The 26,504-nt window shown below is 62.7% G+C and carries 22 protein-coding genes and 2 pseudogenes; 7 read left to right on the top strand and 17 right to left on the bottom strand.

The window, feature by feature from the left end:
- Positions 1-38: 38 nt before the first annotated feature.
- From dhaL to HX812_RS07305, 5 genes are read right to left on the bottom strand one after another with little or no spacing between them, the layout of a single operon-like run.
- Complete coding sequence (gene dhaL, locus HX812_RS07325) at positions 39-686, bottom strand: dihydroxyacetone kinase subunit DhaL (protein WP_033903114.1); 648 nt, start codon at positions 684-686, stop codon at positions 39-41.
- A 3-nt stretch (positions 687-689) separates the two neighbouring features.
- Positions 690-1,691 (bottom strand): dihydroxyacetone kinase subunit DhaK, encoded by a 1,002-nt coding sequence (locus tag HX812_RS07320; RefSeq protein WP_038844198.1) that lies wholly within the window; start codon positions 1,689-1,691, stop codon positions 690-692.
- 36 nt (positions 1,692-1,727) lie between these two features.
- A complete protein-coding gene (locus tag HX812_RS07315; protein WP_038844196.1) occupies positions 1,728-2,486 on the bottom strand; it encodes an SDR family oxidoreductase in 759 nt (252 codons plus the stop codon).
- A 14-nt stretch (positions 2,487-2,500) separates the two neighbouring features.
- A complete protein-coding gene (locus HX812_RS07310) occupies positions 2,501-3,478 on the bottom strand; it encodes an ABC transporter permease (protein WP_038844194.1) in 978 nt (325 codons plus the stop codon).
- Positions 3,475-4,962, bottom strand: coding sequence for a sugar ABC transporter ATP-binding protein (locus HX812_RS07305; protein WP_038844193.1), 1,488 nt, complete (start codon positions 4,960-4,962; stop codon positions 3,475-3,477). Before HX812_RS07305 ends, HX812_RS07310 begins: the two co-directional genes overlap by 4 nt.
- A gap of 256 nt (positions 4,963-5,218) precedes the next feature.
- Between HX812_RS07305 and rpiB the strand changes: the two genes are divergently transcribed.
- Positions 5,219-5,701, top strand: coding sequence for a ribose 5-phosphate isomerase B (rpiB, locus tag HX812_RS07300; protein ID WP_038844192.1), 483 nt, complete (start codon positions 5,219-5,221; stop codon positions 5,699-5,701).
- 6 nt (positions 5,702-5,707) lie between these two features.
- Here rpiB and HX812_RS07295 read toward each other — a convergent pair whose 3' ends face one another.
- From HX812_RS07295 to HX812_RS07275, 5 genes are all read right to left on the bottom strand, one after another.
- Positions 5,708-6,973, bottom strand: coding sequence for a carbohydrate porin (locus HX812_RS07295; RefSeq protein WP_038844191.1), 1,266 nt, complete (start codon positions 6,971-6,973; stop codon positions 5,708-5,710).
- Positions 6,974-7,030: 57 nt separating this feature from the next.
- On the bottom strand, positions 7,031-9,439 hold the full coding sequence (locus tag HX812_RS07290; RefSeq protein ID WP_038844189.1) for a glucose/quinate/shikimate family membrane-bound PQQ-dependent dehydrogenase: 2,409 nt from the start codon (positions 9,437-9,439) through the stop codon (positions 7,031-7,033).
- A 178-nt stretch (positions 9,440-9,617) separates the two neighbouring features.
- Positions 9,618-10,358 (bottom strand): IclR family transcriptional regulator, encoded by a 741-nt coding sequence (locus HX812_RS07285; RefSeq protein WP_038844187.1) that lies wholly within the window; start codon positions 10,356-10,358, stop codon positions 9,618-9,620.
- Between the two features lie 189 nt (positions 10,359-10,547).
- On the bottom strand, positions 10,548-11,876 hold the full coding sequence (locus HX812_RS07280) for an MFS transporter (RefSeq protein WP_038846498.1): 1,329 nt from the start codon (positions 11,874-11,876) through the stop codon (positions 10,548-10,550).
- A 65-nt stretch (positions 11,877-11,941) separates the two neighbouring features.
- Complete coding sequence (locus tag HX812_RS07275) at positions 11,942-12,910, bottom strand: hydroxyacid dehydrogenase (protein WP_038846502.1); 969 nt, start codon at positions 12,908-12,910, stop codon at positions 11,942-11,944.
- Between the two features lie 275 nt (positions 12,911-13,185).
- On the opposite strand from HX812_RS07275, the gene HX812_RS07270 reads away from it, so the two are divergent.
- Both HX812_RS07270 and HX812_RS07265 read left to right on the top strand, forming a co-directional pair.
- The gene (locus HX812_RS07270; protein ID WP_038846504.1) at positions 13,186-13,860 is read left to right on the top strand and encodes an RraA family protein; all 675 of its coding nucleotides are present in this window, start codon (positions 13,186-13,188) and stop codon (positions 13,858-13,860) included.
- A 32-nt stretch (positions 13,861-13,892) separates the two neighbouring features.
- Positions 13,893-15,077 carry an MFS transporter gene (locus HX812_RS07265; RefSeq protein ID WP_235165443.1) on the top strand — a complete coding sequence of 395 codons (1,185 nt, stop codon included), beginning with the start codon at positions 13,893-13,895 and terminating at the stop codon, positions 15,075-15,077.
- Between the two features lie 33 nt (positions 15,078-15,110).
- Here HX812_RS07265 and HX812_RS07260 read toward each other — a convergent pair whose 3' ends face one another.
- Both HX812_RS07260 and HX812_RS07255 read right to left on the bottom strand, forming a co-directional pair.
- Positions 15,111-16,001 carry a proline iminopeptidase-family hydrolase gene (locus HX812_RS07260; protein WP_038846510.1) on the bottom strand — a complete coding sequence of 297 codons (891 nt, stop codon included), beginning with the start codon at positions 15,999-16,001 and terminating at the stop codon, positions 15,111-15,113.
- Between the two features lie 81 nt (positions 16,002-16,082).
- Entirely contained in the window at positions 16,083-16,841 is a 759-nt protein-coding gene (locus HX812_RS07255; RefSeq protein WP_050572434.1) for an autoinducer binding domain-containing protein, read from the bottom strand.
- Between the two features lie 139 nt (positions 16,842-16,980).
- Between HX812_RS07255 and HX812_RS07250 the strand changes: the two genes are divergently transcribed.
- The gene (locus HX812_RS07250) at positions 16,981-18,363 is read left to right on the top strand and encodes an APC family permease (protein WP_038846511.1); all 1,383 of its coding nucleotides are present in this window, start codon (positions 16,981-16,983) and stop codon (positions 18,361-18,363) included.
- A 6-nt stretch (positions 18,364-18,369) separates the two neighbouring features.
- Here the strand turns inward: HX812_RS07250 and HX812_RS07245 are convergent, their stop codons facing one another.
- Positions 18,370-19,290, bottom strand: coding sequence for a LysR family transcriptional regulator (locus HX812_RS07245; protein ID WP_038846513.1), 921 nt, complete (start codon positions 19,288-19,290; stop codon positions 18,370-18,372).
- A gap of 136 nt (positions 19,291-19,426) precedes the next feature.
- Between HX812_RS07245 and HX812_RS07240 the strand changes: the two genes are divergently transcribed.
- Together HX812_RS07240 and HX812_RS07235 are read left to right on the top strand one after the other, a co-directional pair.
- Positions 19,427-20,482: a tartrate dehydrogenase gene (locus HX812_RS07240; RefSeq protein ID WP_038846516.1), complete on the top strand. Its 1,056-nt coding sequence runs from the start codon at positions 19,427-19,429 to the stop codon at positions 20,480-20,482.
- Positions 20,483-20,569: 87 nt separating this feature from the next.
- Positions 20,570-21,901 carry a dicarboxylate/amino acid:cation symporter gene (locus HX812_RS07235; protein WP_038846519.1) on the top strand — a complete coding sequence of 444 codons (1,332 nt, stop codon included), beginning with the start codon at positions 20,570-20,572 and terminating at the stop codon, positions 21,899-21,901.
- On the opposite strand, the pseudogene HX812_RS32350 reads toward HX812_RS07235, so the two are convergent.
- From HX812_RS32350 to HX812_RS07220, 4 genes and pseudogenes are all read right to left on the bottom strand, one after another.
- Positions 21,839-22,375 (bottom strand): annotated as a pseudogene (locus tag HX812_RS32350) (methyl-accepting chemotaxis protein); the annotation flags it as partial. The gene HX812_RS07235 and the pseudogene HX812_RS32350 overlap by 63 nt on opposite strands.
- 327 nt (positions 22,376-22,702) lie before the next feature.
- Positions 22,703-23,782: pseudogene (locus tag HX812_RS32345) on the bottom strand (cache domain-containing protein); the annotation flags it as partial.
- Between the two features lie 146 nt (positions 23,783-23,928).
- The gene (locus tag HX812_RS07225; RefSeq protein WP_016978827.1) at positions 23,929-24,819 is read right to left on the bottom strand and encodes a bestrophin family protein; all 891 of its coding nucleotides are present in this window, start codon (positions 24,817-24,819) and stop codon (positions 23,929-23,931) included.
- Between the two features lie 100 nt (positions 24,820-24,919).
- Entirely contained in the window at positions 24,920-25,219 is a 300-nt protein-coding gene (locus tag HX812_RS07220) for a helix-turn-helix transcriptional regulator (protein WP_025999930.1), read from the bottom strand.
- 90 nt (positions 25,220-25,309) lie between these two features.
- Between HX812_RS07220 and HX812_RS07215 the strand changes: the two genes are divergently transcribed.
- Positions 25,310-26,401 carry an NADH:flavin oxidoreductase/NADH oxidase gene (locus HX812_RS07215; RefSeq protein ID WP_038847089.1) on the top strand — a complete coding sequence of 364 codons (1,092 nt, stop codon included), beginning with the start codon at positions 25,310-25,312 and terminating at the stop codon, positions 26,399-26,401.
- The last annotated feature ends 103 nt before the right edge of the window (positions 26,402-26,504 follow it).

Raw genomic sequence — 26,504 nt, 5'->3', positions numbered from 1 at the left:
TGTGGAAAGCCCGCTCACCACGGGAAGTCTGCTGCCAACTAAGCAACCAACCGCGCCTCCACCGATTCGGCGAGGTCGGTGAGGATCAGGCAGCACGACACCGCGCCGGCATCCAGTACGCCGAGGGAACGTTCCCCGAGGCGGCTGGCGCGGCCGATTTTTGCCACCAGGTCGCGGGTGGAATCACGGCCCTGGGAGGCCGCGCTTTTCATCTGGCGCAAGGCCTCACTGAACGATGCGCCGCTTGCCTGGGCCTGTTCAAAGGCTTCCACCGCCGGGATCAGCGTGTCCATCAGGCATTTGTCGCCCACACCGGCATCGCTGATGTCCTGCAAGGACGTGAGACCACCGCGCAGCAGCTTGGCGAAAGTCGCCGCGTCGATGCTGTCGCGGCCGCGCACTTCGTCGGCCATGCCGATGAACAGGCTGCCGTAGAGTGGGCCCATCGAGCCGCCGATGCCTTCCATCAGCGCCAGGGTCAGTTCGTCCAGTGCCTCGGCCAAAGACAGCTCGCGGCCTTCGAGGGTCTTGCCGCAGCGTGAGAACCCCTTGGCCATGTTGATGCCGTGGTCGCCGTCGCCGATGGCGCCGTCCACTTCGCTGAGGTATTCGCGGTTGGCGACGATGATCGACACCAGGTTGGTGACGATGGCGCTACCGGTGTTGCTGGGGAAATGCTCGCTCATGCTCTACTCCGACTGGGTCATGCCGATGGAGCGGCAGGGTTGGTCGATCAGGCTGCTCAGTTCGGCGTCGAGGCCGAGCAGGGTGAGGGTCACGCCCATCATTTCCAGCGACGTGAAATAGTTGCCCACATAGCAGCGGTGAATGCGCAGGCCCTTGGCGCGCAAGTGGCGCTCGACCTCGGCGTAGAAAATATACAGTTCCATCACCGGCGTAGCGCCCAGGCCGGAGACCAGCACCACCACGCTCTCATCTTGGGTGAAGTCGCGGTCGGCCAGGATCGGCGCGAGCATGCGTTCGGCCATTGCGGCGGCGGACTCCACCGGCACCACTTCAATACCGGGCTCGCCGTGATGGCCGATGCCCAGTTCCATCAGGCCATCGGCAATCTGGAAGTTCGGCTTGCCCACTGCCGGGATGGTGCAGGGCGTGAGGCCCACGCCGATGGAACGGCAATGATCCACGGCTTTCTGCGCCACACGGATCACGCCGTCGAGGTCGTAGCCCTGGGCGGCGGCGGCCCCGCCGATTTTCCACATGAAAATCTCACCGGCCACGCCGCGACGCTTGGCGATGTCGGCAGGTGGGGCAGAGGCTACGTCGTCATTGGCGACCACGGTGCGAATGTTCATGTCTTTGCTGGCGGCCATTTTCATCGCCAGCTTTACGTTCATGTTGTCGCCGGCGTAATTGCCGTACAGGCACGCCACGCCCGCGCCCTGGTCAGCGGCGCGGAACGCATCAAAGAAACTCTTGGCGGTGGGCGAGGAGAAAATCTCGCCGACGGCCACCGCATCCACCAGCCCTGGCCCGACATAACCCAGAAACGCCGGCTCATGCCCCGAACCGCCACCCGTGACAATGCCCACCTGGCCGGCTGGGGAAGTCTTACGCTTACCGATGACCCGTGGATTGCTCTCGTACTGCGCCAGTTCCGGGTGCGCCAGGAGGATGCCCGCGAGCATGTCCTCGACCACCAGGTCCGGATCGTTGATGACTCGATTCATAGGGTGTTTCCTTGTTCTTATCTGTCTGGAATCGGATTACTGAATGCTGTAGCCGCCGTCGATCACCACGTTTTCGCCGGTGATCATCTTGGCCGCATCGCTGACCAGATAAAGCACCAGCCCGGCGATCTCTTCCGGCTGGGCGAAGCGCCCCACCGGGATCTGCAATTTGGCCTTCTCGCCCAGTTCGCCGGCCCACGCCTTCTTACCCAGGGCGGTCTCGACAATGGTCGGCGAAACGGCGTTGACGTTGATGCCGTGGGGTGCCCACTCCATGGCCAGCACTTTGGTCATGCCGACCACTGCTGCCTTGCTCGCGCAGTAGGCCACATGGCGATCAAGGCCAATCACCGCCGCTTGGGAGGCCAGGTTGACGATGCGCCCGCCGCCTTGTTCGATCATATGCCGGGCACAGGCCTGGGCCACGAAGAAGCTGGCTTTGAGGTTGATGTCCAGGGTGGTGTCCCAGGCGTTTTCGCTGACGTCCAGGGCCTTGTCCAACAGCGCGACCCCCGCGCTGTTGACCAGGTAATCAATGCGCCCGAGTCCGGCGAGGGCCTCATCAATCGCAGCCTGTACCGAATCGAGCTGGCGCAAATCAGCCACCAGGCCCAAATGCCCCGTGCCGAGGCTGGCGGCCACTTCGACCACTGCGGGGTCACGATCCAGCAGGGCCACCCTGGCACCGCGCTCCACCAACAAACTCGCGCAGGCCAGGCCGATCCCGGCGGCGCCCCCGGTGATCACGGCGCAACGGCCGGTGAGGTCGAACGCCTGGTTCCAGAAATTGGACATTGCACACACTCCACTTAGCGTTTTTTCTTGCGCCAGACGTCGATCAGCACCGCAAGTACGATGATCAACCCCTTGGCCACTTGTTGGTAATACGACGACACCCCGAGCAGGTTCAAGCCGTTGTTGATCACACCGATCAGCAGCGCGCCAAACAAGGTGCCGACGATGCTGCCGGTGCCGCCGGACAGGCTGGTGCCGCCGATCACCACGGCGGCAATCGCGTCCAGCTCATACGACACGCCGGCCTGGGGCAGGGCCGAGGTGGTCCGCGCCGCCAGCACCACGCCCGCGAGTCCCGCCAGCAGGCCCGAAATCACATACACCGAAAACGTCACCTTGCGCACGCCAATGCCGGACGTACGCGCGCTTTTTTCATTGCCGCCCACGGCGTACACGTAGCGCCCGTAAGTGGTGTAGCGCAGCACCATCCAGAAGATCAGCGCGACCACTGCAAAGATAATGATCGGCACGCCGATGGGGCCGAGCTTGCCGATGCCCATGGCCAGGAAACTGTCCGGCAGGTCGGTGACCGGGCTGCCATCGTTGAGGATAAAGGTCATGCCCCGCGCCACGCTGAGCATGCCGAGGGTGGCGACAAACGGCGGAATACTCAGGTTGGCGACCATGAAACCGTTGACCACGCCCAGCATGGCCCCGGCAAACATGCCGGCACTCACCGCCGCGAGCAGGCCGTAGCCCTGGGTCGCGACCAAGGCGCTGCACAAACCGGCAAACGCCAGGATCGACCCCACCGACAGGTCGATGCCCTTGGTCAGGATCACGTAGGTCATGCCCACGGCGAGAATGCCGTTGATGGAGGTCTGGCGCAGGATGTCCATCCAATTGCGCCAGGTCATGAAGTATTCGCTGGAAAACGCCATTACCAGGCACAGCAGGATAAACACCAGCGGCAGGCCAAAACGGTCGAGGGACAGGCGCAGGCGGTTGCGCGGCGCGGCGGTAATGGGGGCGGCGAGGACTTTGCTATTCATGAGGCAAGACTCAACAAGGCTTCCTGGGAAAGGGCGGTGTCGGTGCTGACGGTCACCAGCCGGCCGCCCTTGAACACGGCGATGCGATCACTCAGGTGCAGCAGTTCCGGGGCTTCGGACGAAACCACGATGGCCGCGCCACCGGCGCGCACGAATTCGTCCAGCAGGTGATAGATCTCCTGCTTGGCGCCTTCGTCGATGCCGCGCGTGGGTTCGTCGCAGAGCAGGCAGATCGGCTGCGTCGACAGGCATTTGGCGAGCACCACTTTCTGTTGGTTGCCGCCGCTCATGGACTCCACCGGCAGGTCCAGGGACGAAACCTTGATCTGCAGGCGCTTGACCATGCTCTGGGCCAGGGCGTTTTCCTTGCGCGCATTGATCACCGACCAACTCGACAGCTGCTTGTAGGCCGACAACGCAATGTTGGCGAGGATGCTGCCGCTGAGCACCAGGCCGCTGTCTTTGCGGTCTTCGGTAACCAGGGACATACCGGCACGAATCGTCGCGGCTGGCGTGCCGGTCGGCAACGGCTGGCCTTGCAGGGTAGCGCTGCCGGCGTCTGGCAGGGTCAGGCCGTACAGGCAGTTGAGGAATTCGCTGCGCCCCGAGCCCATCAGGCCATAGATGCCGAGGATTTCACCCTGGCGCAGTTGCAGGCTGATGTCCTGGAACTCGCCATCGCGGCTCAGGCCGCTGACGTCCAGGCAGGTGTTGGCGGCGCATTCGCGGCCGACCTTGTGGTCGATGCGTTGCAGCTCCTGGCCGACGATGCCGCGCACCAGGTGGGCGCGGTCGATATCCGCCATGCGCCCGCTTTCCACAAAGGCGCCGTCGCGAAAGATGCTGTAGTCGTCGGCGATCTGCGCCAGTTCGCTGAGGCGGTGGGACACGTAGATGATGCCGGCACCCCGTGCCGTCAGGCGGCGGATCGCCTTGAACAGGGTTTCGGCTTCGCGCTCGCCGATGGCTGAAGTGGGCTCGTCCATGATCATCACCTGGCAGTCATGGCTGAACGCCTTGGCGATCTCCACCAGCTGAATCTGCGCCACGCTCAGGCGATGCATGGGGCTGGTGGCGTCAACGTCGAATTCCAGGCTGTGCAGCAATTCGCGAGTCCGCCGGTTCAGTTCCTTGCTGTCGACGATGCAGCCAGCGCGGCGCGGCTCGCGACCCAGCCAGATGTTCTCGGCCACGGTCATATAGGGAATGGGTTCCAGCTCCTGGGTGATCATCGCCACCCCGGCGGCGAGCGCCGCACTGGGGCGGTCGAACTGCACCGGTTGGCCGTTGAGCAGGATGGTGCCGGCGTCACGTTGGGTGATGCCCATGAGGATACTGAGGAAGGTCGATTTGCCGGCGCCATTGCCGCCGCACAGTGCGTGCACGCTGCCGGCCCGCAGGGAGAGACGCCCGTCGCGCAGGGCGGGGACCCCGGCGTAGGCCTTGGAAACTTGTTCAGCCTGGAGCAGTAATGGCGTGGCCATCGGTGTGTCCTCTTGCTGATTTTCTTATTAGGTAGGCTTAACCAACAGCCTGATCATATGATCGGATAGTGATCATATGTTTAAACTGCTTAAGGCGGTTTTGTCAATCCTTTGCCCACGGCTCTCGCCGAGGTTTTAGCGTTATTTAGTGTTTGGGTCTTTAAATAAGCCTTGACAGCGACCTGCTCATCGCCCGCTAATGATTGTGCATAATTTCAGTGAGTGATCATTTGATCGGTCTGATGGAGAAACAGTAATGGGTGCACAAACGACGTTTTCGGTGGCCATCGGATGCGACGAGGCGGGCTTCGAGCTCAAGGAATTGCTCAAGCGCTTTATCGAAGGCCTGGGCTATGGGGTCGAGGATTTTGGCTGTCATTCGTCCAGCCCGGTGCTGTATCCCGATATCGCGGCGGCGGTGGCCATGGCGGTGGGCGCGGGTGAGCAGCGCCTGGGCGTGTTGATTTGCGGCACGGGTATTGGCATGGCGATCTCTGCCAATAAGATCAAAGGCGTGCGGGCTGCACAGGCTCACGACACGTATTCGGCCGAGCGTGCGCGCAAGAGCAACGATGCGCAGATCCTGTCCATCGGTGCGCGGGTGATCGGGCCCGAGCTGGCCAAGAGCATCGTCAAAGTGTTTCTGGAATCGGAGTTCGAAGCGGAGCGCTCCGGCAAGAAAGTCGAGCGCATCACTGCGCTCGAACAGGCGAACAGGGCGTTGCCGTCAGACGACTGAGCCGTTTCAGAACACCGCCTTGACCTGCAGGCCCAGCACCAAGGCGTTGTCGATGTTGTCACCGGAAAACGCACCCGGCTCGATGATGTATTGCACATCCGGGCGCAGGGTCAGCCAGGGCGTGGCCTGGTAGCCGTAGCTGAGTTCGATCAGCTGTTCGGCATTGCTCAGGTTGGGGTAGTCGTTGCCCGCGTTGAAGGCTGCCAGTTCCTGCACCTCGCGGCTGCGCGGGTTGGGCACGGCGCGGCCGTAACCCAGGGCCAGGGTGTCGCGCGGCCGGCCTTCGAACGGCTTGTACAGCACCACGCCCGCGCCATACCACTTGCTGAACGGCGAGGCCGCTTCACTGGCGGCAGAGTATTGGCCGAAGGCGTGCAGCACGCGGCCGGCGGAGGAGTCGGAGGCCCAAACAGCCTGGTCGATCAGTAGGTAGTGGCCGCCGCGACCGCTGACTTCCTTGCTGCTGCCGATGCGTTTCACGTCGGAGCTGTCGTAGTAATAGCCCAGCTTGTATTCACCCGGCAGGTTGCCCGCGTGTTTGTACACCAGCTCGATCGGCACCACGGTGCCGGTGGTGTGTTTGGGTCCCAGTTTCCAGGCGCGGCTGGAATTGCCGTTGCTCTCTGGGTCCACGTTGAGCGCGGCGACGCGCAGTTGCCAGTTGGGCGCAAAGTCGTATTTCACCCGCGCACCCAGGCGCGCATTCGGGTAGTTGGTCCAGCCGCTGCCGCCGGACATGTTCAGCGGGTGCCCGCAGAAGCCGGCGTTCATGAAGTTGCACAGAATGCCACTGTCCAGGCCGCCGAGGTCATTGCCCATGGCCATGTAGCCAAGCTTGACGTTGAGGGCCGGCGTGAACAGCGTGCGCTCGTAGCTCAACTCGGTCAGGCGCGTGTAGAGGCCACCGTAGTTTTCCTGGATCGGCAGGCGGTTGCCCACCAAATCCTCGGAAGCGCTGTTGCCGCGACGGTCGTTAATAGTGACTTGGATGCGATCGCCATTATTGAAACCGTAGAGCTTGCCCAGGTCGAACTGCACGCCCAGCTTGAGGTTCTGCGAGTAGCGCGCCGAGCGGTGCTGGCCGCCGCGGGCGTTGTAGGCGGTTTCGCCGCTATAGTCGCCGGTAAAGCGGATGCCTTGCGCGTCGAGTTCGCGGCGCAGGCCGCCCCAGTCGCCGGTCAGGGTGGTGTCACCGGCTTGCACGGGCAGGGCGGCACCCAGGGCGAGGCCCAGCAACAGGCGCCCAAGGGGAATATGAGAAGTGGGGGTCATGCGGGTTTTTCCAGGCAGAAGACGCGGCGCCGGGGGGAGGCGCCGCGCGAACAGGGGTTATGGCAGGGCGTAGGCGATCACGTAGTCGCCACGGTCGGTGGACTGGCGTGCGCCACCGGCAGTGATCACGATGTATTGCTTACCGGTTTTCGGCGACACGTAAGTCATCGGGCCACCTTGGCTGCCCACGGGCAGGCGGGCTTTCCAGACTTCATCACCGTTGCCGCTGTTGAAGGCGCGCAGGTAGAAATCCTGGGTGCCGGCGATAAAGATCAGCCCGCCCTGGGTCGACAGGGTGCCGCCGAGGGTTGGCAGGCCGATCTTGATCGGCAGGTGCATGCGAATGCCCAGCGGACCGGTGTCTTCCACGGTGCCTACCGGTACTTGCCAGGCGACCTTTTGCGTCTTCATGTCGATGGCGGTCAGGGTGCCGAACGGCGGCGCCTGGCACGGAATGCCGGCCACCGACAGGAAGCGGTTCTTGTTCACGGCATACGGCGTGCCCTTGAGCGGCACGGCGCCCATGCCGGTGTTCAGCGCTTCGCCACCGGACGCGGCCTGGGCCTTGTTCTGCGACGGCACCATCTGGATCCACAGGCCCAGGCGCATGTCATTGACGAAGATAAAACCGTGTACTGGATCGGTGGAAATGCTGCCCCAGTTCATGCCACCCAGGGAGCCTGGGAAACTCAGGGATTTATCGGTGCCCGGCGCGGTGTACAGGCCGTCGTAGCGCATGCCCTTGAAGTCGATACGGCACAGCAGCTGATCGTAGGGAGTGGCGCCCCACATGTCCGATTCGGTCAGGGTTTGCGCGCCGATCTGCGGCATGCCGACGGATTTCGGCTGTGTCGGGGAGTAGGGTTCGTTGGGGATGTTGGCGGCCTTGACCGGGACTTCCTTAACGTCGGTCAGCGGTTTGCCGGTGGTGCGGTCGAGCACGTAGATCTGCCCGGCCTTGGTGCCGATCACGACCGCAGGCACGGCTTTGTCGCCGCCCGGTGGCGTGAAGTCGATCAGGCTTGGCTGCATCGGCAGGTCGAAGTCCCACAGGTCATTGTGGACGGTCTGGTACACCCACTTTTCCGCACCGGTGGACGCGTCCAGCGCCAGCACCGAAGCGCCGTATTTGTGGTTGAGTTGGGTGCGTTCCACGCCGTAGATGTCGGTGGACGAGCTGCCCATCGGCAGGAAAACCGTGTTCATCAGCGGGTCATAGGACATTGGCGCCCAGCTGTTCGGCGTACTGCGCACGTAGGTGCTGCCGTCAGCCGGGGCTTTTTTGTCTTCCGGGTTGCCGGGGTCGAAGGCCCAGCGCATCTGGCCGCTGATCACGTCGAAGCCACGGATCACGCCGCCGGGCATGTCGGTCTGCACGTTGTCGGCCACGCGGCCGCCGACTACCACAGTGGTGCCAGCGATCAAGGGTGCGGAAGACAGTTGGTAGTAGCTGTCCGGCACGTTACCCAGGCCGGCTTTCAAATCCACCTGGCCGTGGGTGCCGAAGTCTTCGCAGAATTTGCCGGTGTCGGCATCTACGGCGATCAGGCGCGCGTCGATGGTGTTGGTCAGCAGGCGACGCTGGCATTGCGCACCGGCCGGAACACTGGCGGCAATGATCGGTGAACTATTCGGCTGGGTCGGCTGGGCAATCGGCGCGGTGGCGTCGAAATACGCCATGCCACGGCAACGCTGCCACACCGCCGATTTGGCGTTGACCTCGTTCTTCCACAGCTCTTTGCCGGTGTCGGCGTCCAGGGCGATCAGGTTGTTGTGCGGCGTGCAGATGAACACCTTGTTGCCGATCTGCAGGGGCGTCAGCTGGTCTTCGGCACCGTTGCCGTCGCTGATCGCGACGTCGCCGGTGTGATAGGTCCAGGCCACTTTGAGCTTATTGACCGTCTCGCGGTTGATCTGGTCCAGCGCAGCGAAGCGGCTGCCGCCTTCGGTGTTGCCGTAATGCGCCCAGTCTTTCTGCGCGTCGGCCGCAGCCACAGGGGTGATACCTGGGCCGGCACCGGTCGGCGCCACGCTCGGGTGGGCGACGAACATGTTGCCCGCCGCGACTGCCACGCCCAACGCCAGTACGCCAGCCACCGCATAGGCGCCACGTGCAGGCCGGTTGACGAGCAACGGGTACACCAGCGCCACCACCATGCCGATGGCTGCGAACATGAACACGCGGGAGAACAACGGCCAGAACACCAGGCCCACGTCCGCAACGGCCCAGATGGCCGTGCCGATCAAAAAGGCGGCGAACAACCAGGCACCGGCCGGCTTGCGGCCGGCGATCAGCAACCCGGCAATCGTCATGACTGCGCCGCCGATCAGGAAGTACCAGGAGCCTCCCAGGCTGACCAGTTTGACGCCGCCAATGGCCAGCGCGAGGCCGAGCAGGGCGATGATCACGCCCAGGCCCAGCAGTAAGAATCTAGAGGCGCCAGCGGCGCGCGATGCTCGTTTCATGTCGACAGGACTCGAATGTGAGAGGGCAAAGACGCGATTTTAGCAAGATAAGTAACTGGTTAGTACATTAGAGTCCTGCAATAGACTATTACAGGTGCTGCGAAGATGGCATGTGGTGGAATGTCGCTCAGGGTGCGATTCGTCTGGCACCCTGCTGTTCTGCGCATCCGTGATGAGTTTAGTCGGCTTTTTTGCCGCGCAGCTTTTTCTGCGGGGCGTCGGTGTCGGCCAGTGCGTCGCCACCCAGGCTACGGGTTAGTTCGACGGCGGCTTGCTGGAACAGCGGGTGCAGCGTCTGTGCTTGCTCGGTGGTCAGGCGGCTGGCGGGGCCGGAGAGTACCAGCGCGCCGATCAGGTTTTCCCCTGGGCCGAAGATGGGCAGGGCCATGGACGAGGCGTGGGGGTCGGTGGCGCCGTGGGAGAAAATCGGCTTGATCATCTTCGCGGCCAGCGAATAGGGCGTGCGCAACGCCTCGGCCCCGGCGGCACCGTCCATGGGGCGGGTGTCACCGGGTTGCAGGTGCAGGCGCAGGTGGTGGGGGGAGTTCACACGGTACAGGCACATCCGATAAGCACCGTGGCGTACATAGAAGGACGCGGTTTCGCCGGTTTCTTGAGTCAGGCGGTGCAGCAGTGGGGTGATGTGGCGTTCAAGGTCGAGGCCGTCCTGATACACGGTGTTCAAGCGCATGATCTCGGTGGCCAACTGATAGCGACCGTCGGCCAGGCGGGTGATCAGGCCGTGGTCTTCGAGCGAGACCATCAAGCGCATGATGGTGCTTTTGATCAGCCCGGTGCGGGCGGCGAGTTCGGCCAGTTCCAGGGCGGTATCCCCCATGCGGAAGGCAGTGAGCACGGTGAGCACCCGATCGGCCGAGGCCACCCCGGTGACTGCGGGGCGTGGGCGGGTTTTTACCATGGGGTGCTCCTTGTTGGGGGGAGGCTGCAAAATACTGGTATTGGCGGATGGGGGCAATCTTGACTGAGCACTGTACCTGTGGCGAGGGAGCTTGCTCCCGTTGGACTGCGTAGCAGTCCCAGTGTCTGGGGCCGCTTCGCGACCCAACGGGAGCAAGCTCCCTCGCCACAGGTGGGTGTCATTAGGATTTCAGTTGGCGTTGGCGGCTTTATTGAACTCCACGGTTTCCTTCATCTGCTTGCGTCCCATCAACAACACCATCACCGCACCTGCCGCACACAGCGCCGCCAATGGCAGCAGCGCAATCGCGTAACTGCCCGTAGCATGATGAATCGTGCCGTACACGTTAACCATGATCCCGCCGCCAATCAGGTTGGCCATTGCACCCACAGCCGCCAAGCCAGCAGCAGCGGTGGAGGAGGAGAGCCAGGTGGAGACCAATGCCCAGAACGGTCCTTTCATGGAGTAAGCACCGATCAGCACCATCGACAGCATGATCACCGTCGCCACCAGGGATGAGGTGACCAGTGCCAAGAGCAGGCCGCCCGTGATCAGCAACAAGGTGGTCGCGGTGTGCCAGCGGCGTTCGCCGGTTTTATCCGAGCTTCGGCCCCACATGATCATCAGGATCGATGCCAGCCCGTAGGGGATCGCGTTGACCAGGCCGATTTCCAGGTTGTTCAAGCCAAAGGTCTTAAGCAATTGCGGCGCCCACACGCTCATGGTGCTGCCGGCCGCCGAGGCGCCGGAGTAGATCAGTGCCAGCACCCAGATGTGTTTGTGGCGCAGCAGTTTCCACAATGAGATATGCCCGATAGCGGTCTTGCGGCTGCGTTCTTCGTCGAGTCGACTGGTGAGCCAGTGGCGTTGCTCGTGGCTCAGCCATTTGGCTTGCTCCGGGCGATCGGTCAGCACAAACAGGCAGGCAATGCCCAGCAGTACCGCCGGAATGCCTTCGATGATGAACAGCCAGTGCCAACCGCGCATGCCGAACCAGCCGTCCAGGCTCAACAACAAGCCGGACAGCGGCGAGCCGATGAAGTTGGCACCGGGAATTGCCACCATGAAAATAGCGACCATGCGCCCACGGTACGCCGCTGGCAGCCAGTAGGTGAGGTACAACAGCACGCCCGGAAAGAAGCCGGCCTCGGCCGCACCCAACAGGAAGCGCATCACATACAGCGAGTTGGCGCCGGTGACAAACGCGGTGCCGGCGGAAATCAGGCCCCAGGTGATCATGATCCGCGCAATCCACACCCGTGCGCCGAAGCGCTGCAGGGCCAGGTTGCTCGGCACTTCCACCAGGAAGTACGAGACAAAGAACAGGCTGCTGGCAAAGCCGAAGATTGCCGGGGTCAGCCCCAGGTCCTGGTTCATTTGCAGCGAGGCCATGCCGATGTTGCCACGGTCGATGATCGCCAGCAGGTAGCACAGGATCAGGAATGGCAGCAGTCGCCACGCCACCTTGCGCATGGTTGAGCGCTCAAGGGCGCTGATGTCGGTAGAACTGATAGGCATGACTCTCTCCCGTGTTGTTTTTTTTGGAGAAGCGTGATGAGCCCGCGCGTAATCGGCGGGAGATGTCAGTGTGCGTAGAGATGGCGGTTGACCACCGCACGCGGCGGCGGCGCGACGCCGTCCCAGAAATCGATGATGTGTTGCAAGGCCAGCAGGCCCACGCGGTCCCGTGCTTCGGCGGTATTGGCGCCCACATGCGGAGTAGCCACCAGGGTCGGCAGGCCCCACAGCGCCGAGTCGGCAGGTGGCGGTTCGGGGTTGAAGGTGTCGAGCCCGGCGCCGGCAATCTGCCCGGTGCTCAGGGCGTGGACCAAGGCTTCGGTATCGATCAGCTCCCCGCGTGCCGTGTTGATCAGAATGCTGCCGGGGCGCATGCGCTTGAACTGCGCGGCGCCAAACAGGTTGCGGTTCTGTTCAGTCAGGGGGCAATGCAGGCTGATGATATCGCAGCTCGCCAGCAGGTCATCAATGGTGTCAACGCGCTCCACGTTCGGCAGGTCGGCCAGGTAGGGGTCAAACACTTTGATGGTCATGCGCAGTGGCGCCACCAGTTCCATCAGGATCCGTCCGATGGCGCCCAGGCCCACCAGGCCCAGGGTCTTGCCGGACAGTTCGATACCCACCGAAGTGGCCTTGTCCCAATGCCCATCACGCATCCGCGCGTCGAGCAGGGCGGTCTGGCGCGCCACGCTGAACATCAATGCCAAGGCGTGTTCGGCCACCGATTGCGCGTTAGCGCCCAGGGCGATGGTCACCGGGATCTGGCGCTCGGCGGCGGCGGCGATGTCGATGGTGTCGTAGCCCACGCCGTGCTTGGCGATGATTTTCAGTGCGGCGGAGGCGTTGATCATCTCGCGGGTCAGTTGGCCCTGGCGCACGATGATCGCGTCCGGTTGTTCGCGGTCAATGATCGCGATGAGTTCATCGGCCGGTGCGTAGGGCGTGGTGGGGATGATGCGCACGCCGTGGGAGGCAGCGTGGGCCATGGCGTCGGCGGTCAATTCCGGGCCGGTCAGCAGGAGGGTTCGGGTCATTTCTGTGCACCTTGGTGTTTTTGTCGGTGTGCGGTAGTGGCTGGAAATTAGCATAATGAAACGCCGTTGCAATAAATAAATTTTCAGTGATTACTTAAAATCGAGCGGAATTCGTGGTTTGGCCTTGTTTTATCAAGTGTTTAGATCGTTTATACGAGGCTTTGCCGCTCGTCATTTGGCGGATGGCTCGGGTTTGAGTCTTGTTGATTTGAATTTGTGATGTTAATTTCGAAACAACGTTTCAAAACAAACAAAAATCATCAGAGGAATACCCCATGTCCATCGGATTCAGAGTGCTCAAGCAGCAACGCAAGGTCGCTGCCGAGTGGGTCGAGCGTTACCGCACCGTGCCCGTCGCCAACATCAGCGACTCCATGCACCGCATGACCGCCGGCGGTGCCAACCTGCAACCGATGCACCGTACGGGCGTATTGGTCGGGCCGGCGCTGACCGTGAAGGCACGGCCGGGGGACAACCTGATGCTGCATCACGCGCTGGACATCGCCGAGCCTGGCGACGTGATCGTGGTGGATGCTGGCGGTGACCTGAGCAACGCGCTGATTGGCGAGATGATGGTGGCCTACGCGATCAAGAAGGGCGTGGCGGGTATTGTGATCAATGGCGCGATTCGCGACGCGGCCAGCATCGGCGCCGGGGAGTTCCCGGTGTTCGCCGCCGGTATTACCCATCGCGGCCCTTACAAGGACGGCCCTGGCGAAGTGAATGTGCCGATTGCCCTGGCCGGCATGGTGATCGAACCGGGCGACCTGGTGATCGGGGATGAGGACGGTTTGCTCTGCGTGCCGTTCGAGCAGGTCGGCGAGGTGTATGATCGCGCCTATGCCAAACATGCCGCCGAACAGAAGCAGCTGGAACAGATTGCACTGGGCGAAAACGACCGTTCCTGGGTCCTTAAATCCCTGACACAAAAGGGCTGCGAGTTTATTTGAATCCTGCGTCTACCCCCCGATGGCCCGCGCCCATCCGCGCGTTGCGCCATCGTAATTTCCAGATCTACTTTGTTGGGCAGGGCCTCTCCACCCTGGGCAAGTGGGTGCAACAGGTCGCGTTGTCGTGGCTGGCCTACCACCTGACCGGCTCGGCCGTTCTGTTGGGCGCGATTGCGTTTCTGACGCTGTTGCCGCAGCTGTTGGTCGGGCCGCTGGCGGGCGCCTGGTCCGACCGCCACGACAAGCGCCGCCTGCTGATGGCGGTGCAGGCGATACTGGCGGTGCAATCGGTGGCGCTCGCCGTGCTCACCTGGCAGCAGTGGATGGGCCGCGAGGTCATCATCGCCATGGCGCTGCTGCTGGGCTTGCTCAATGCCCTGGAGACGCCCCTACGCCAAGCCTTGATCGCCAGTTTCGTCGATGACCCCAACGACCTGCCCAATGCCCTCGTACTCAATGCGATGCTCATCAACGCCGCGCGCTTTATCGGCCCGCCGCTGGCCGGCTTGCTGATCAACTGGAGCGGCGAGGCCGGTTGCTTCCTGCTCACCGCCATCGCATTCGGCATGTTGCTGATCGGTCTGGGCCAGGTGAAGAGTCGCGCACAAGTTCGCGCCAAGGGCTCTACCGGGGAGATCTTCCGCGAAGGCCTGCGCTACCTGTGGGGCACATTGTCTATCCGCCGCTTGCTGATCAGTGTGGTGATGGTGAACCTGCTTGCCTCCTGCTACACGGTGCTGCTGCCGATCCTGGCCAAGCACACGTTCAGCGGCGATGCACAGACCCTGGGCTGGCTCTGGGGCGCTGCGGGCGCGGGGGCTTTTGTGGCCACGATCTTTCTTGCGTTCGCGGGCAGCACCTCGCGGTTGAGCCGCATCATCGCCATGGGCGCGGTGGTGTGTGCGGTGTCGTTGTGTGCGGTGGCGGCCAACCCGCCGTTGTGGTTTACCTTGGTTGCGCTGGCCGGGTTGGGTTTTGGTATCACGGTGAGCAATGTCAGCAGCAACATGACGCTGCAAAGCGCCGCGCCCGAAGCCTTGCGGGGTAGGGTGATCGCGTTCTACATCGCCATGCGTTTCGGCTTTGAAGCCATCGGCGGGTTACTCGCCGGTCTATTGGCGGCGGCGCTGAGCGTGCAATGGACCCTGCTGCTGGCCGGCGGTTTGCTCGGGCTTTATCAGTTGGCGAGTTGGCAGGTCAGCCGCCGACGCGGTTGAAAGCACCGACGGCCCACGGCTTGAACCGGCCTGCTAGCTCAGTCGCTGTTCCAGAAACCGCGCTACACACGCCATGCACGCGTCACGCTCTTCCACGTGGGGCATGTGGCTGGATTGCTCGAAAATCTGCCATAGCACATCCGCAATACCGTCGGCGAACGGCTGCACCGTCGCGGGCGTGGCCTCATCGTAGCGGCCGGAAATCAACAGCGTCGGCACTTGGATGCGTGACAGGCGATCGATGATCGTCCAGTCACGCATGCTGCCGATCACATGGAATTCGGTGGGGCCGTTCATGGCGTGATACACCGTGGGGTCGGCGTCGATGGCGGCGAAAGTGCGCGCGACTTCGGCGGGCATCGGTTGGACACGGCATACATGGCGCGCGTAGAACACGTCCGAGGCTGCGCGGTATTCGGCGCTGTCAGTGGTGCCTGCGTCTTCATGCCGTTGCAACGTGGCCTGCACCTCGGCGGGCAGCGCCTGGCGCAGTTCATTCGCGGCCTCTGACCACAACGCCATGGACGCGGGTGAGTTGGCAATGATCAACGCTTTAAGGCCAGCCGGTTGGCGGACGGCATGCTCGGCGCCGAGGATACCGCCCCAGGATTGGCCGAGCAGGGCGTAATCGCGAATGCCCAAGTGGGCGATCAGGTTGTTCAGTTCAGCGAGGAACAGGTCGACCGCCCAGTATTCGCTGGGAGCATCCGGCAGATGAGTCGAGCGGCCATTGCCGATCTGGTCGTAGTGCACCACCGCCCGCCCGGTGGCCGCCAAATCCTTGAAACTGTCGACGTAGTCGTGGGTGCAGCCGGGGCCGCCATGGGCGACGATCAGGGGCAGGCGCCCCGAGTCCAGATCGCCAGTGACTCGGAACCATGTCCGGTGGCCACGGAAATCGGCATAACCTTCGCGAACCTGCATGCTGTGTACCTCCTTGGGGATCAATGAGGTACAGGCTAGCCAATGCGTGCCGTCAGCGGCACTGGCAAAAATGCTAGGTTCTCAGACTTCCACCAGCCGGTAATGCAGGCCGCGCACGACCGCTTCCACACGGTTGCGCGCGCCCAGTTTGCGCGCGGCGCCGACCAGGTGCAGGTTGACCGTGGCCTGGGAGCGGTTGAGGGTGGCGGCAATGCCTTTGGCTGTCAGCCCCTTGGCCGAATGTTGCAGGCACTCGCGTTCGCGGCGGGTGAGGTGGATGTGCGTGCAGCAGCGCTCGGCCGGCGCCAGCAACTCGCTGGCCCTGGCCTGGAAGGCGTGGGCCAGCACCAGCATCTCGCCAAGGTTGTGCTGGGCTTGCTGCTCGGCGCCGTTGGGCGTGCCGTCGACAATCGCCGTCAGCGTGGCGAAACCGCCATCGGGCAAGTGCAGCGGCACGGTCAAGCCGGTGCTCAGGCCGTAGTCGCGAATGTAGTGAGCCACTGGACGATGGGCCTCGGTGAGGGCGCCGTTCCAGTGCGTGTCCGTGCCAAATGACCAGACAAATGGCGTGGTGCGGCGTGCTGCGTATTGCTGCACCGGATCAATCTGGTAATAGCCACGCTCGCACCACAGGGCGTGCATGTCCGTCGGGGCATTCAGCGTCTTGAACACTGACGGCGTGATCAGCGCGCCTTCATGGCTGACTGGCACGGGGGCATAGTCGTAGATCAGCGTCTTGAAACCCAGTGAGTTAGTGGCGGCCTGAACCTCGGCCAGGCACGCATCCAGCGTCGTGGTGTGGGCGAGTTGCTCGCTGAATCGCATCAGGTCGGTGTGCATGGCGCCTCCGGGCGTGGGGTTGCGCGGTTTTTCAAGCAAACAGTCTGCCAAGGCCAAAACCTAGTATTTTTCAGGATAGAGCTGCCAGCCTGTACCGCCCTAGAGTGAGGCTTCTGTTCAACCCTTGCGGAGCGTCATCATGATAGATCCTTCCACCCCCGGTGACAGCGCGCAGCTGGCGCGTTTCGGATATACCCAACAACTCAAGCGCCAGCTCAGCCTGGGTGACCTGCTGATCTACGGCATGGTGTTCATGGTGCCGCTGGCGCCGTTCTCGATCTTTGGTGGGGTGTTCGACGCCAGCCACGGCATGGTCCCGCTGACCTACCTGATCGGCTTTGTCGCCATGCTCTTCACCGCCATCAGTTACCAGCAGATGTCCCATGCGTTCCCGGTGGCGGGTTCGGTGTATGCCTACGTCGGGCGTGGGCTGAACAGCCAGTTGGGGTTCCTGGCGGGCTGGGCGATCCTGCTCGACTACCTGCTGGTGCCCACCTTGCTCTACGTGATCGGCGCCAACGCCATGGCCAACGTGATCCCCGCCGTGCCTCAGCCGCTGTGGATCGTGTTTTTCGTGGTGCTCAACACCCTGGTCAACCTGCGCGGTATCCAGACCACCGCTCGCGCCAACCGCTTGTTCCTCTACGGGCAGTTGGTGGTGCTGGTGGTGTTCGTGGTGCTGGCGAGTATCGCGATCAGCAACGGCGTGAATGGCGCCAGTTGGACCATGAAGCCGCTGTACAACCCGGAGGAGTTTTCCCTGCCGCTGATCTTCAGCGCGTTGTCGGTGGCGGTGCTGTCGTTCCTGGGCTTCGATGCGATTTCCACCTTGTCGGAAGAAACCCGTGGCGGCAGCCGCGCGGTGGGGCGTGCGACGCTGTGGGCACTGGCGTTGGTGGCGGCGTTATTCATGGTGCAGACCTGGCTGGCCGCGCTGCTGCAGCCCAACCTGGTGCAGTACCCGGATGCCGATGCGTCGAACAACGCCTTCTATGAAATCGGCCGCCTGGTGGCCGGGCCCTGGTTGCAAGTGGTGATTGCCCTGGCCGTGGCCATCGGCGCAGCGATCGCCAACTCTTTGGTGGCCCAGGCTGCCACCTCGCGCCTGTTATTCGCCATGGCGCGGGACCGCCAGTTACCGCAGTTTCTCAGCCAGGTGCACCCGGTCACCGGCGTGCCGCAGCGCGCGACATTGCTGGTTGCGGGCCTGAGCCTGGTGCTCGGCCTGTTCTTCGTGGGGCAGATCAACCTGCTGGCGTCGATGTGCAACTTTGGTGCGCTGACCGCGTTTTTGCTACTCCATGTGGCCGTGGCCTGGCACTACCGCAGCGCCGGTCGCCGGCTGGTGCACGGGCTGGTGCCACTGATCGGCTTTGTGATCATCAGCTACGTGCTGGTCAACTCCGACAGCTATGCCAAGGTCGGCGGCACGTGCTGGATTGCGCTGGGGATTGCCGTGCTGGTGTTTTTCAAGGCCACCGGGCGTTCGACGGAACTCAAGGTGGATGCCTCCGTGGGCTGACGCACCTCAGTCAGGCATCAGCGCGTCATCCACCTTATCCAGGTGCTTGAAACGCTCGATCAGAAAGTCGATCAGGCTGCGCACCCGCGCCGACAGGTGCAATTGCTGCGGGTACACCGCATACACATCGGCGCGGGTCGGCGTCTGGTCTTCCAGCACCAGGCGCAGGCGTCCGCTGCGCACGTAGCGGGCGATGTCCCATTCGGCGCGCAGCAAAATCCCGTAGCCCTCCAGCGCCCAGTTCAGCGCCACTTCGCCGTCGTTGCAGCCCAGCGCGCCTTGCACCTTGATGTTCTCGGTGTGACCGCCGTGGGTGAACGACCACACGCCATAGGGCGATTCGTTCTGGCGGATGAAAATGCAGTTGTGCTGGTGCAGGTCGGCAAGCTTCTGCGGCGTGCCGTATTTGTCCAGGTACAGCGGCGATGCGCACAGCAAGCGGCGGTTGGAGGCGATCTTGCGTGCATGGAAGGTCGCATCCGGCAGGCTGCCGAAGCGAATGCCCAGGTCGAAGCCGTGGGTGGTCAGGTCCAGCGGGTGGTCGCTGATTTCCAGCTGGATCTCCACTTCCGGGTACTGCGTGAAAAACGCGGCAAGGGCCGGGCCGATATGCCGGCGACCAAAGCCCAGGGACGCATTCACGCGGATCAGGCCCTTGGGCGTGGCGCGGCTGCTGCTGAGCTGCTGCTCCAGTTCGTCGATCTGGGTGAGGATGCGCGCCGCCTGGCTGAAGTACAGCTCGCCCTCGGTGGTCAGGCTCATGGAGCGGGTGGTGCGGTTGACCAGCCGGATGCCCAGGCGTGCCTCCAGCGCCGTCAGGCGTTTGCTCACCGCCGGCGGGGTCACGCCTAATTCGCGGGCGGTGGCGACCAGGCTGCCTTTATTGGCCAGCAGGTAGAAAAACGACAAATCCAGGGTCTGGCTCATTCATAACTCAAAGTTAATTATGTAGTGATTTCGAGTCGATCATGCGGCTTGGATCGCTACATATACTCCGATCACACCCCGTTTGGACAGCCTGGTCCAACGGCAAAAACAACAACGTGACGAAGTGGAGTAATCGATGAGCGCATACAAGATTGCAGCAATCCCGGGTGACGGCATTGGTGTGGAAGTAATCGCGGCGGGTGTGGAAGTGCTGCAAAGCCTGGCGCAAAAAGCCGGTTTCGCCTTGCACTTCAAGCATTTTGACTGGAACTCAGACAATTACCTGAAGAATGGCTACTACATCCCCGAAGGCGGCCTGGCCGAATTGAAAACCTTCGATGCGATTTTCTTTGGCGCCGTGGGCGCGCTGAATGTGCCGGACCACATCTCGCTGTGGGGCCTGCGCCTGCCGATCTGCCAAGGCTTCGACCAATACGCCAACGTGCGCCCGGCGCGGGTATTGCCAGGGGTGAAAAGCCCGTTGCACAACGGCGAGCAGATTGACTGGGTGGTGGTGCGCGAGAACTCCGAAGGTGAATATTCCGGCAACGGCGGCCGAGTGCATCGCGGCCTGCCGGAAGAGGTGGCGACGGAAGTCTCGGTGTTCACCCGCGCCGGTGTGGAGCGCATCCACCGCTTTGCCTTCGAACTGGCGCGCAGCCGTCCGCGCAAGCATTTGACCCTGGTCACCAAGTCCAACGCCCAGCGCCACGGCATGGTGCTGTGGGACGAAATCTTCTATGAAGTGGCCAAGGACTTCCCCGACGTGAAGGTCGACAAGGAACTGGTGGATGCCGTAACCACGCGCATGGTGCTCAAGCCCGCGACATTGGACGTGATTGTCGCCACCAACCTGCACGCCGACATCCTCTCCGACCTCGCCGCCGCGCTGTCCGGCAGCCTGGGCATAGCGCCCACGGCCAACCTCAACCCGTCGCGCCAGTTCCCGTCGATGTTCGAGCCTATCCACGGTTCGGCGTTCGACATCACCGGCAAGGGCGTCGCCAACCCCGTCGCCACCTTCTGGACCGCCGCGATGATGCTTGAACACCTGGGCGAACCGGCCGCGGCCCGGCAACTGATGTCGGCGATCGAAGCCGTCACCGAAAGCGGCCTGCACACGCCGGACCTGGGTGGCACGGCGACCACCCGCCAGATCACCGATGCGGTTATCGCGCTGATCAACCGCTGATTCACTGAAGTACGGCGGCACCACGCCGAGGGGTTGCACGCCAGCCCCTTGGCACTCCCTGACAACAATAAGAATCAGGGCCCTGTCATGAAAAGAATCTTTGGCAAACTCTACGTACAAGTACTGCTCGCGGTGATCCTCGGCGCGATTGTCGGGGTCTGTGTCCCTGAGACCGGTGCCGCGCTCAAGCCCTTGGGTGATGCCTTCATCAAGCTGATCAAAATGCTCCTGGCGCCGGTGATCTTTCTCACGGTGGTCACCGGCATCGCGAAGATGGAGAACATGAAAGAACTGGGGCGCGTGGGCTTTCGCGCGTTGATCTACTTTGAAGTGGTGTCTACCTTGGCCCTGGTGGTCGGGCTGGTGGTGGTGGATGTGTTCAAGCCCGGCGCCGGCATGAACATCGATGTGGCGACCCTCGACACGTCGAGCCTGGCCACCTACACCACGGCGGTCAAACATGCGTCGTTCATGGACTTCATCATGAACATCATTCCCGACACCCTGGTGGATGCCTTTGCCAAGGGCAACGTGTTGCAGATCCTGCTGTTTTCCATCCTGCTTGGCGTCGCGCTGGCGGCGGTGGGGCCACGTGGCAAACCCTTCGTCGACACGCTCGACAGCCTGATGCAAGGCATGTTTCGCATCGTCAACATGGTGATGCGCCTGGCGCCCATCGGCGCGTTTGGCGCGATTGCCTTCACCATCGGCAAATACGGTTTTGGCTCGCTGTTTTCCCTCGGCAAGCTGATGGCCTGTGTCTACCTGACCTGCGCCGTGTTCGTGATCTTCGTGCTGGGGCCGATCTGCCGCTACAGTGGGTTCAGCCTGTGGAAGTTCCTGAAGGTCATCAAGGAAGAGCTGTTCACCGTGCTCGGCACCAGTTCGTCGGAGTCGGTACTGCCGCAGATGATCGCCAAGATGGAGAAGGCTGGTGTGTCCAAGCCGGTGGCCGGGATGATCATCCCGTCCGGCCTGACCTTCAACCCGGACGGGCAGGCGATCTACTACACCATCGCCGCGATCTTTATCGCCCAGGCCACCAACACACCCTTGACCCTCACCGATCAGTTGATCGTGCTGGCGGTATTGATGTTCACGTCCAAGGGCTCGGCGGGGGTGACCGGTTCTGGCTTCATTATCCTGGCGGCGACGTTGTCGTCGCTGGGCACGATTCCGGTGGCGGGCATGGTGTTGTTATTGGGGGTGGACCGCTTTATGTCGGAGGCGCGGGCAATCACCAACACCATCGGCAACGGCGTGGGCACCCTGGCCATTGCCAAGTGGGTGGGGGCATTGGACGTGGTGAAAATGCGCAAGGCCCTCGACGGCGAAGCCGAGAGCCCCAAGCCGGATCTAGAACTTGAACCGACCCACCAACCCCTTGAGCTGACCCGAAATATCCGTCAACCGACCTGACCCGGTCTGCGCCGAGTGGGCGAAGCCTTCGACCAACTGCGCGTCGGCATGGATCTGCGCGATGTGCCGGTTGATCTCTTCGGCCACTTGGTGCTGCTCTTCGGCGGCGGTGGCGATCTGGGTGTTCTGGTCGCGGATCGAGTCCACCGAACCACGGATCTTGTCGAAGCTGTCGCGGGCCTGCTGGATACGTTCCACGCTGGTGTGGGACACCAGCAGGCTGCCTTGCATCTGTTGCGTCACTTCCTGGGTGCGACGGGCGAGGTTGCCGAGCAGGCTGTCGATCTCGCCGGTGGAGTCGGCGGTGCGGCGGGCGAGGGCGCGGACCTCGTCGGCGACCACCGCGAAACCTCGGCCTTGATCCCCGGCACGGGCAGCCTCGATGGCCGCGTTCAGCGCCAACAGGTTGGTCTGCTCGGCAATCGAACGGATGGTGTCGAGGATGGTGTTGATGTTCTTGCTGTCCTGCTCCAGCAACTGCATGGTCTGGGTCGATTTCTGCAGGTCTTCGCTGAGCTTGAGCACGCTGCCGGTGGCCTCGCCGATGTGGTGCTGGCCGTCGTGCACATCACGGTAGCCTTCGTCGGCACTGGTGGCGGCGGCGCTGCAGGAGCGCGCGACTTCGTTGGCGGTGGCGACCATTTCGTTGAACGCCGTGCTCACCAGTTCCACGGCTTCGCGCTGGCGGCCGGCGGCCTGGTTCATGTTGTTGGCGACTTGGCTGGTGTCGGCGGCGGCGGTCTGCAGGTCCGACGAGGCGTTGCCGATTCGCTGCACCAACTGGGCGATCATGCTCAGGAACTGGTTGAACCAGCCGGCCAGGCTGGCGGTTTCGTCCTTGCCTTGCACCTTGAGCTGACGGGTCAGGTCGCCTTCACCTTCGGCGATCTCTTGCAGGCCGTCGGCCACGCCGCGAATCGGCCGCACGATCACGCTGGCAAAGCTGGCGCCGACCACCGCGAACACCAACGCCAATACCGCGGCAATGGCGGCGATCAACCAGGTCAGGCGGGTGGCGCCGGCCATGACTTCGTCGCGCTTGATCAGGCCGATAAAACGCCAGCCCAGGTCTTTGGAACTGACCATGTTGGCCATGTAGGCCACGCCATCGATCTCGATCTGGGTCACGCCGTCGCCGCGCTTGGCCAGTTCGGCGTAGTTCGGGCCCAGGTCGGCCAGGGGCTTGAAGTTGTGCTTGGCATCGCTGGGGTCCACCAGCACGTTGCCGTTGCCTTCCACCAGCATCAGGTAGCCGCTGTCACCGAGCTTGATGTTGCGCACCAGTTCGGTGAGTTGCTTGAGCGACACGTCCAGGCCGACCACGCCAAGGATATTGCCGCTGGCGTCGGCCACGGTATGCACGGTGCCGATCAGCGTCACATCGTCCGGCGCCCAATAGTAGGCGCCGGTGCGCACGGTTTTGCCCGGTGCGGCGATGGCCGCCTGGTACCAGGGGCGTACGCGCGGGTCGTAATTGTTGAGTTTGGTGTCGTCGGGCCAACTGGCGTAGCCGCCGTCTTTCAAGCCCAGGGACAGGTAAGCGGTGCTCGGATGGCTCTTGGCGAACTGGTCGAAAATCTCCAGCAGTTCTTTATTGGTGGGGGTGAGGGGGATTTGTGCGGCGTCGGCGCCCGCGTAGCTCTTGAGGTCCTTGGCCGCGACAACGCGCGGGTCCTTGGCCACATAGTCGACGTTCTGGCTGATGCCGTCGAAGAACTGCTTCATGCCATTGTCGATCTGGCGAATCTCACGGCCGCTGCTGTCGAGGAAATTGGCCTGGGCCCCCTCGCGCAGATTCAGCACAACCAGTACCGCGACCAAAATAACCGGGACGCACGCGATGGCGGCAAACGCCCAGGTCAGCTTTTGCTTGATATTCATGACTTCACCCGCGGGTATTTATAATTTTTGGCAAGGAGAAAACAGTGGCGTCGAGCGTCGCATGTGTTGTTTTGAGGGAGGTGTGGCCCATGCGTACTCCCTGTGTATCGACTGCGGGAGCACGCACTTGAGGGCCAAAGGAGGGTTTAACCGATGCGCTCGCCACCCAGCGCATCACGCTGCATCGACTGCAGGTTTTTCTCGATGGTTTCGCAGATGGTTTCCATCTGGATCTGGTGTTCGCTGGAGTTGAACGGGCTTTGCAGGTCGGTGCCGATGCGCTCGATGGCCAGCAGCATGAAACCCACCACCGTCGAGGCCAGCGGGGTGAACCAACCCAGGGATTCCACCAGGCCCACCGGTACGATCAGGCAGAACAACGAGATGAACAGGCGCGGGAAATACACGTAGGGGTAGGGCAGCGGGGTGTTGGCAATCCGTTCCATGCCGCCCTGGGCGTTGGACAAGTCCACCAGGGTCGACTCCAGTCGCGCCAGGCGGATGCTGTCCAGATGACCGGCTTTATATTCTTTGGCGAGCAGTGCGGCCGAGCCGGTGAGGATGTCATTGGCGAAGTTGTTGGTGGCGCCATTGCGCGCGAACTCTTCGCTGGGGATGAAGGCGCGGACTTCTTCAGGGCATGGCTGGCCCTTGAGATGGGCGGCCAGGCAGTTCACGTACGCTACATGACGGCGCAACAGGGTGGCCTTGACCGGGTTCACTTCGCCGTCGGGGTCGTCCAGCAAGGTCAAGACCTGGCGCGCAAAGCTGCGCGAGTTATTGACCATCGCGCCCCATAGCGTGCGGGCTTCCCACCACCGATTGTAGGCGCTGCTGTTACGGAAACTGATCAGCACCACCAGCGCCGAACCCAGCAGGGTCAGGGGCATCAGCGGTAAATTGATCTTGGCGGTGAGAAACAGCATGAAGTCTACGGTGACGGCGACGTCCCACAGCAATAGCCAGAACAACGCCCAGCCCACGTAGCCCATGGTCTTGATGATCAGGCGGTACTTTTTGAGGATGGCAGCTTTCAAACGAAGACCTCGCGGCGAGCGGTAAGCAACAGTGCTTAAGCTCGGACGTGGGTTCGGGGGAAAGGTTCGGTGCCAATGATTGCGTTAGCTGAATCGTTTCTTAACGCTGGGCCAGAATGCTCGCAAGCAAGCCGGGAAAGCGGCCCTCCAGATCCTCCGCACGCAACGCATTCAGATGAGTGGTGCCCACGCTGCGGGTCTGCACCAACCCGGCATCGCGCAACACGCGAAAGTGATGCGACATGCTCGATTTGGGCCGCCCGCCGTCCAACTCGCCGCAGGTGGCTTCTGGCACGCCGGCCAGGCAGCGCACGATTTCCAGGCGCACCGGATCGCTCAGGGCGTACAGCACGCGTTCGAGGGTCAGGTCTTGAAGGGGAGGGTGTTTGAAGGCTCGCATGAAGCGAATCATAACAGGGGGCTATCGTTGAATACCATAGTTCGATTACCATCGAACTATCGAATCAATCAACCACTGGCTGGAGTCAACATGTCCGCATTGTTCGAACCGTTCACACTCAAAGACGTCACCCTGCGCAATCGCATTGCCATTCCGCCGATGTGTCAGTACATGGCCGATGATGGCATCGTCAACGATTGGCACCTTGTGCACCTGGCCAGCATGGCCCGTGGCGGGGCTGGCCTGGTAGTGGTCGAAGCCACCGCCGTCGCGCCGGAAGGCCGTATCACCCCAGGCTGCGCCGGGCTCTGGAGCGACGCCCACGCCGAGGCCTTCGTGCCGATGGTGCAGGCCATCAAGGCTGCCGGTTCGGTGCCGGGCATCCAGATTGGCCATGCCGGCCGCAAGGCCAGCGCCAACCGCCCGTGGGAAGGTGACGACCATATGGCCACATCCGATGCGCGCCGCTGGGAAACCATCGCACCGTCGGCCATCGCCTTCGGTGCCAACCTGCCGCAAGTGCCGCGCGCCATGACCCTGGACGACATCGCCCGTGTGCGTCAGGACTTCGTCGACGCCGCCCGCCGCGCCCGCGACGCCGGTTTCGAGTGGATCGAACTGCACTTCGCCCACGGCTACCTGGGCCAGAGCTTCTTCTCCGAGCACTCCAACCAACGCACCGACGCCTACGGCGGCAGCTTCGACAACCGCAGCCGTTTCCTCCTGGAAACCCTGGCCGCCGTGCGCGAAGTGTGGCCGGAAAACCTGCCGCTCACCGCGCGTTTCGGTGTGATCGAATACGACGGTCGCGACGAGCAGACCCTCACCGAATCTATCGAACTGGCCCGTCGTTTCAAGGCCGGTGGCCTGGACCTGCTGAGTGTCAGCGTCGGCTTCACCATTCCCGACACCAATATTCCATGGGGTCCGGCGTTCATGGGCCCGATCGCTGAGCGCGTGCGTCGTGAAGCCGGCATTCCGGTGACCTCGGCCTGGGGCTTCGGCACGCCGCAACTGGCGGAAGGCGCCTTGCAAGCCGGGCATCTGGACCTGGTTTCGGTGGGGCGTGCGCACTTGGCTGACCCGCATTGGGCGTACTTTGCGGCCAAGGAGCTGGGCGTCGAGAAGTCGTCGTGGACCTTGCCTGCACCTTATGCGCATTGGTTGGAACGTTATCGCTGAGGCGGTAAGGGCGTGACAGAAGCCACTCGTGAGAGTGGCTTTTTTTTGCGCGGTTTTTGCCGTGCGTTGATACAAAGCGGTTACTCGATAAGTCGTTAATGAG

It is taken from the genome of Pseudomonas sp. IPO3749 (assembly GCF_013386605.1).
GTDB classification, from domain to species: Bacteria; Pseudomonadota; Gammaproteobacteria; order Pseudomonadales; family Pseudomonadaceae; genus Aquipseudomonas; species Aquipseudomonas azotoformans_A.
Note: the sequence above shows the minus strand (reverse complement) of the source record. Positions and strands in the feature narration are given on the sequence as shown.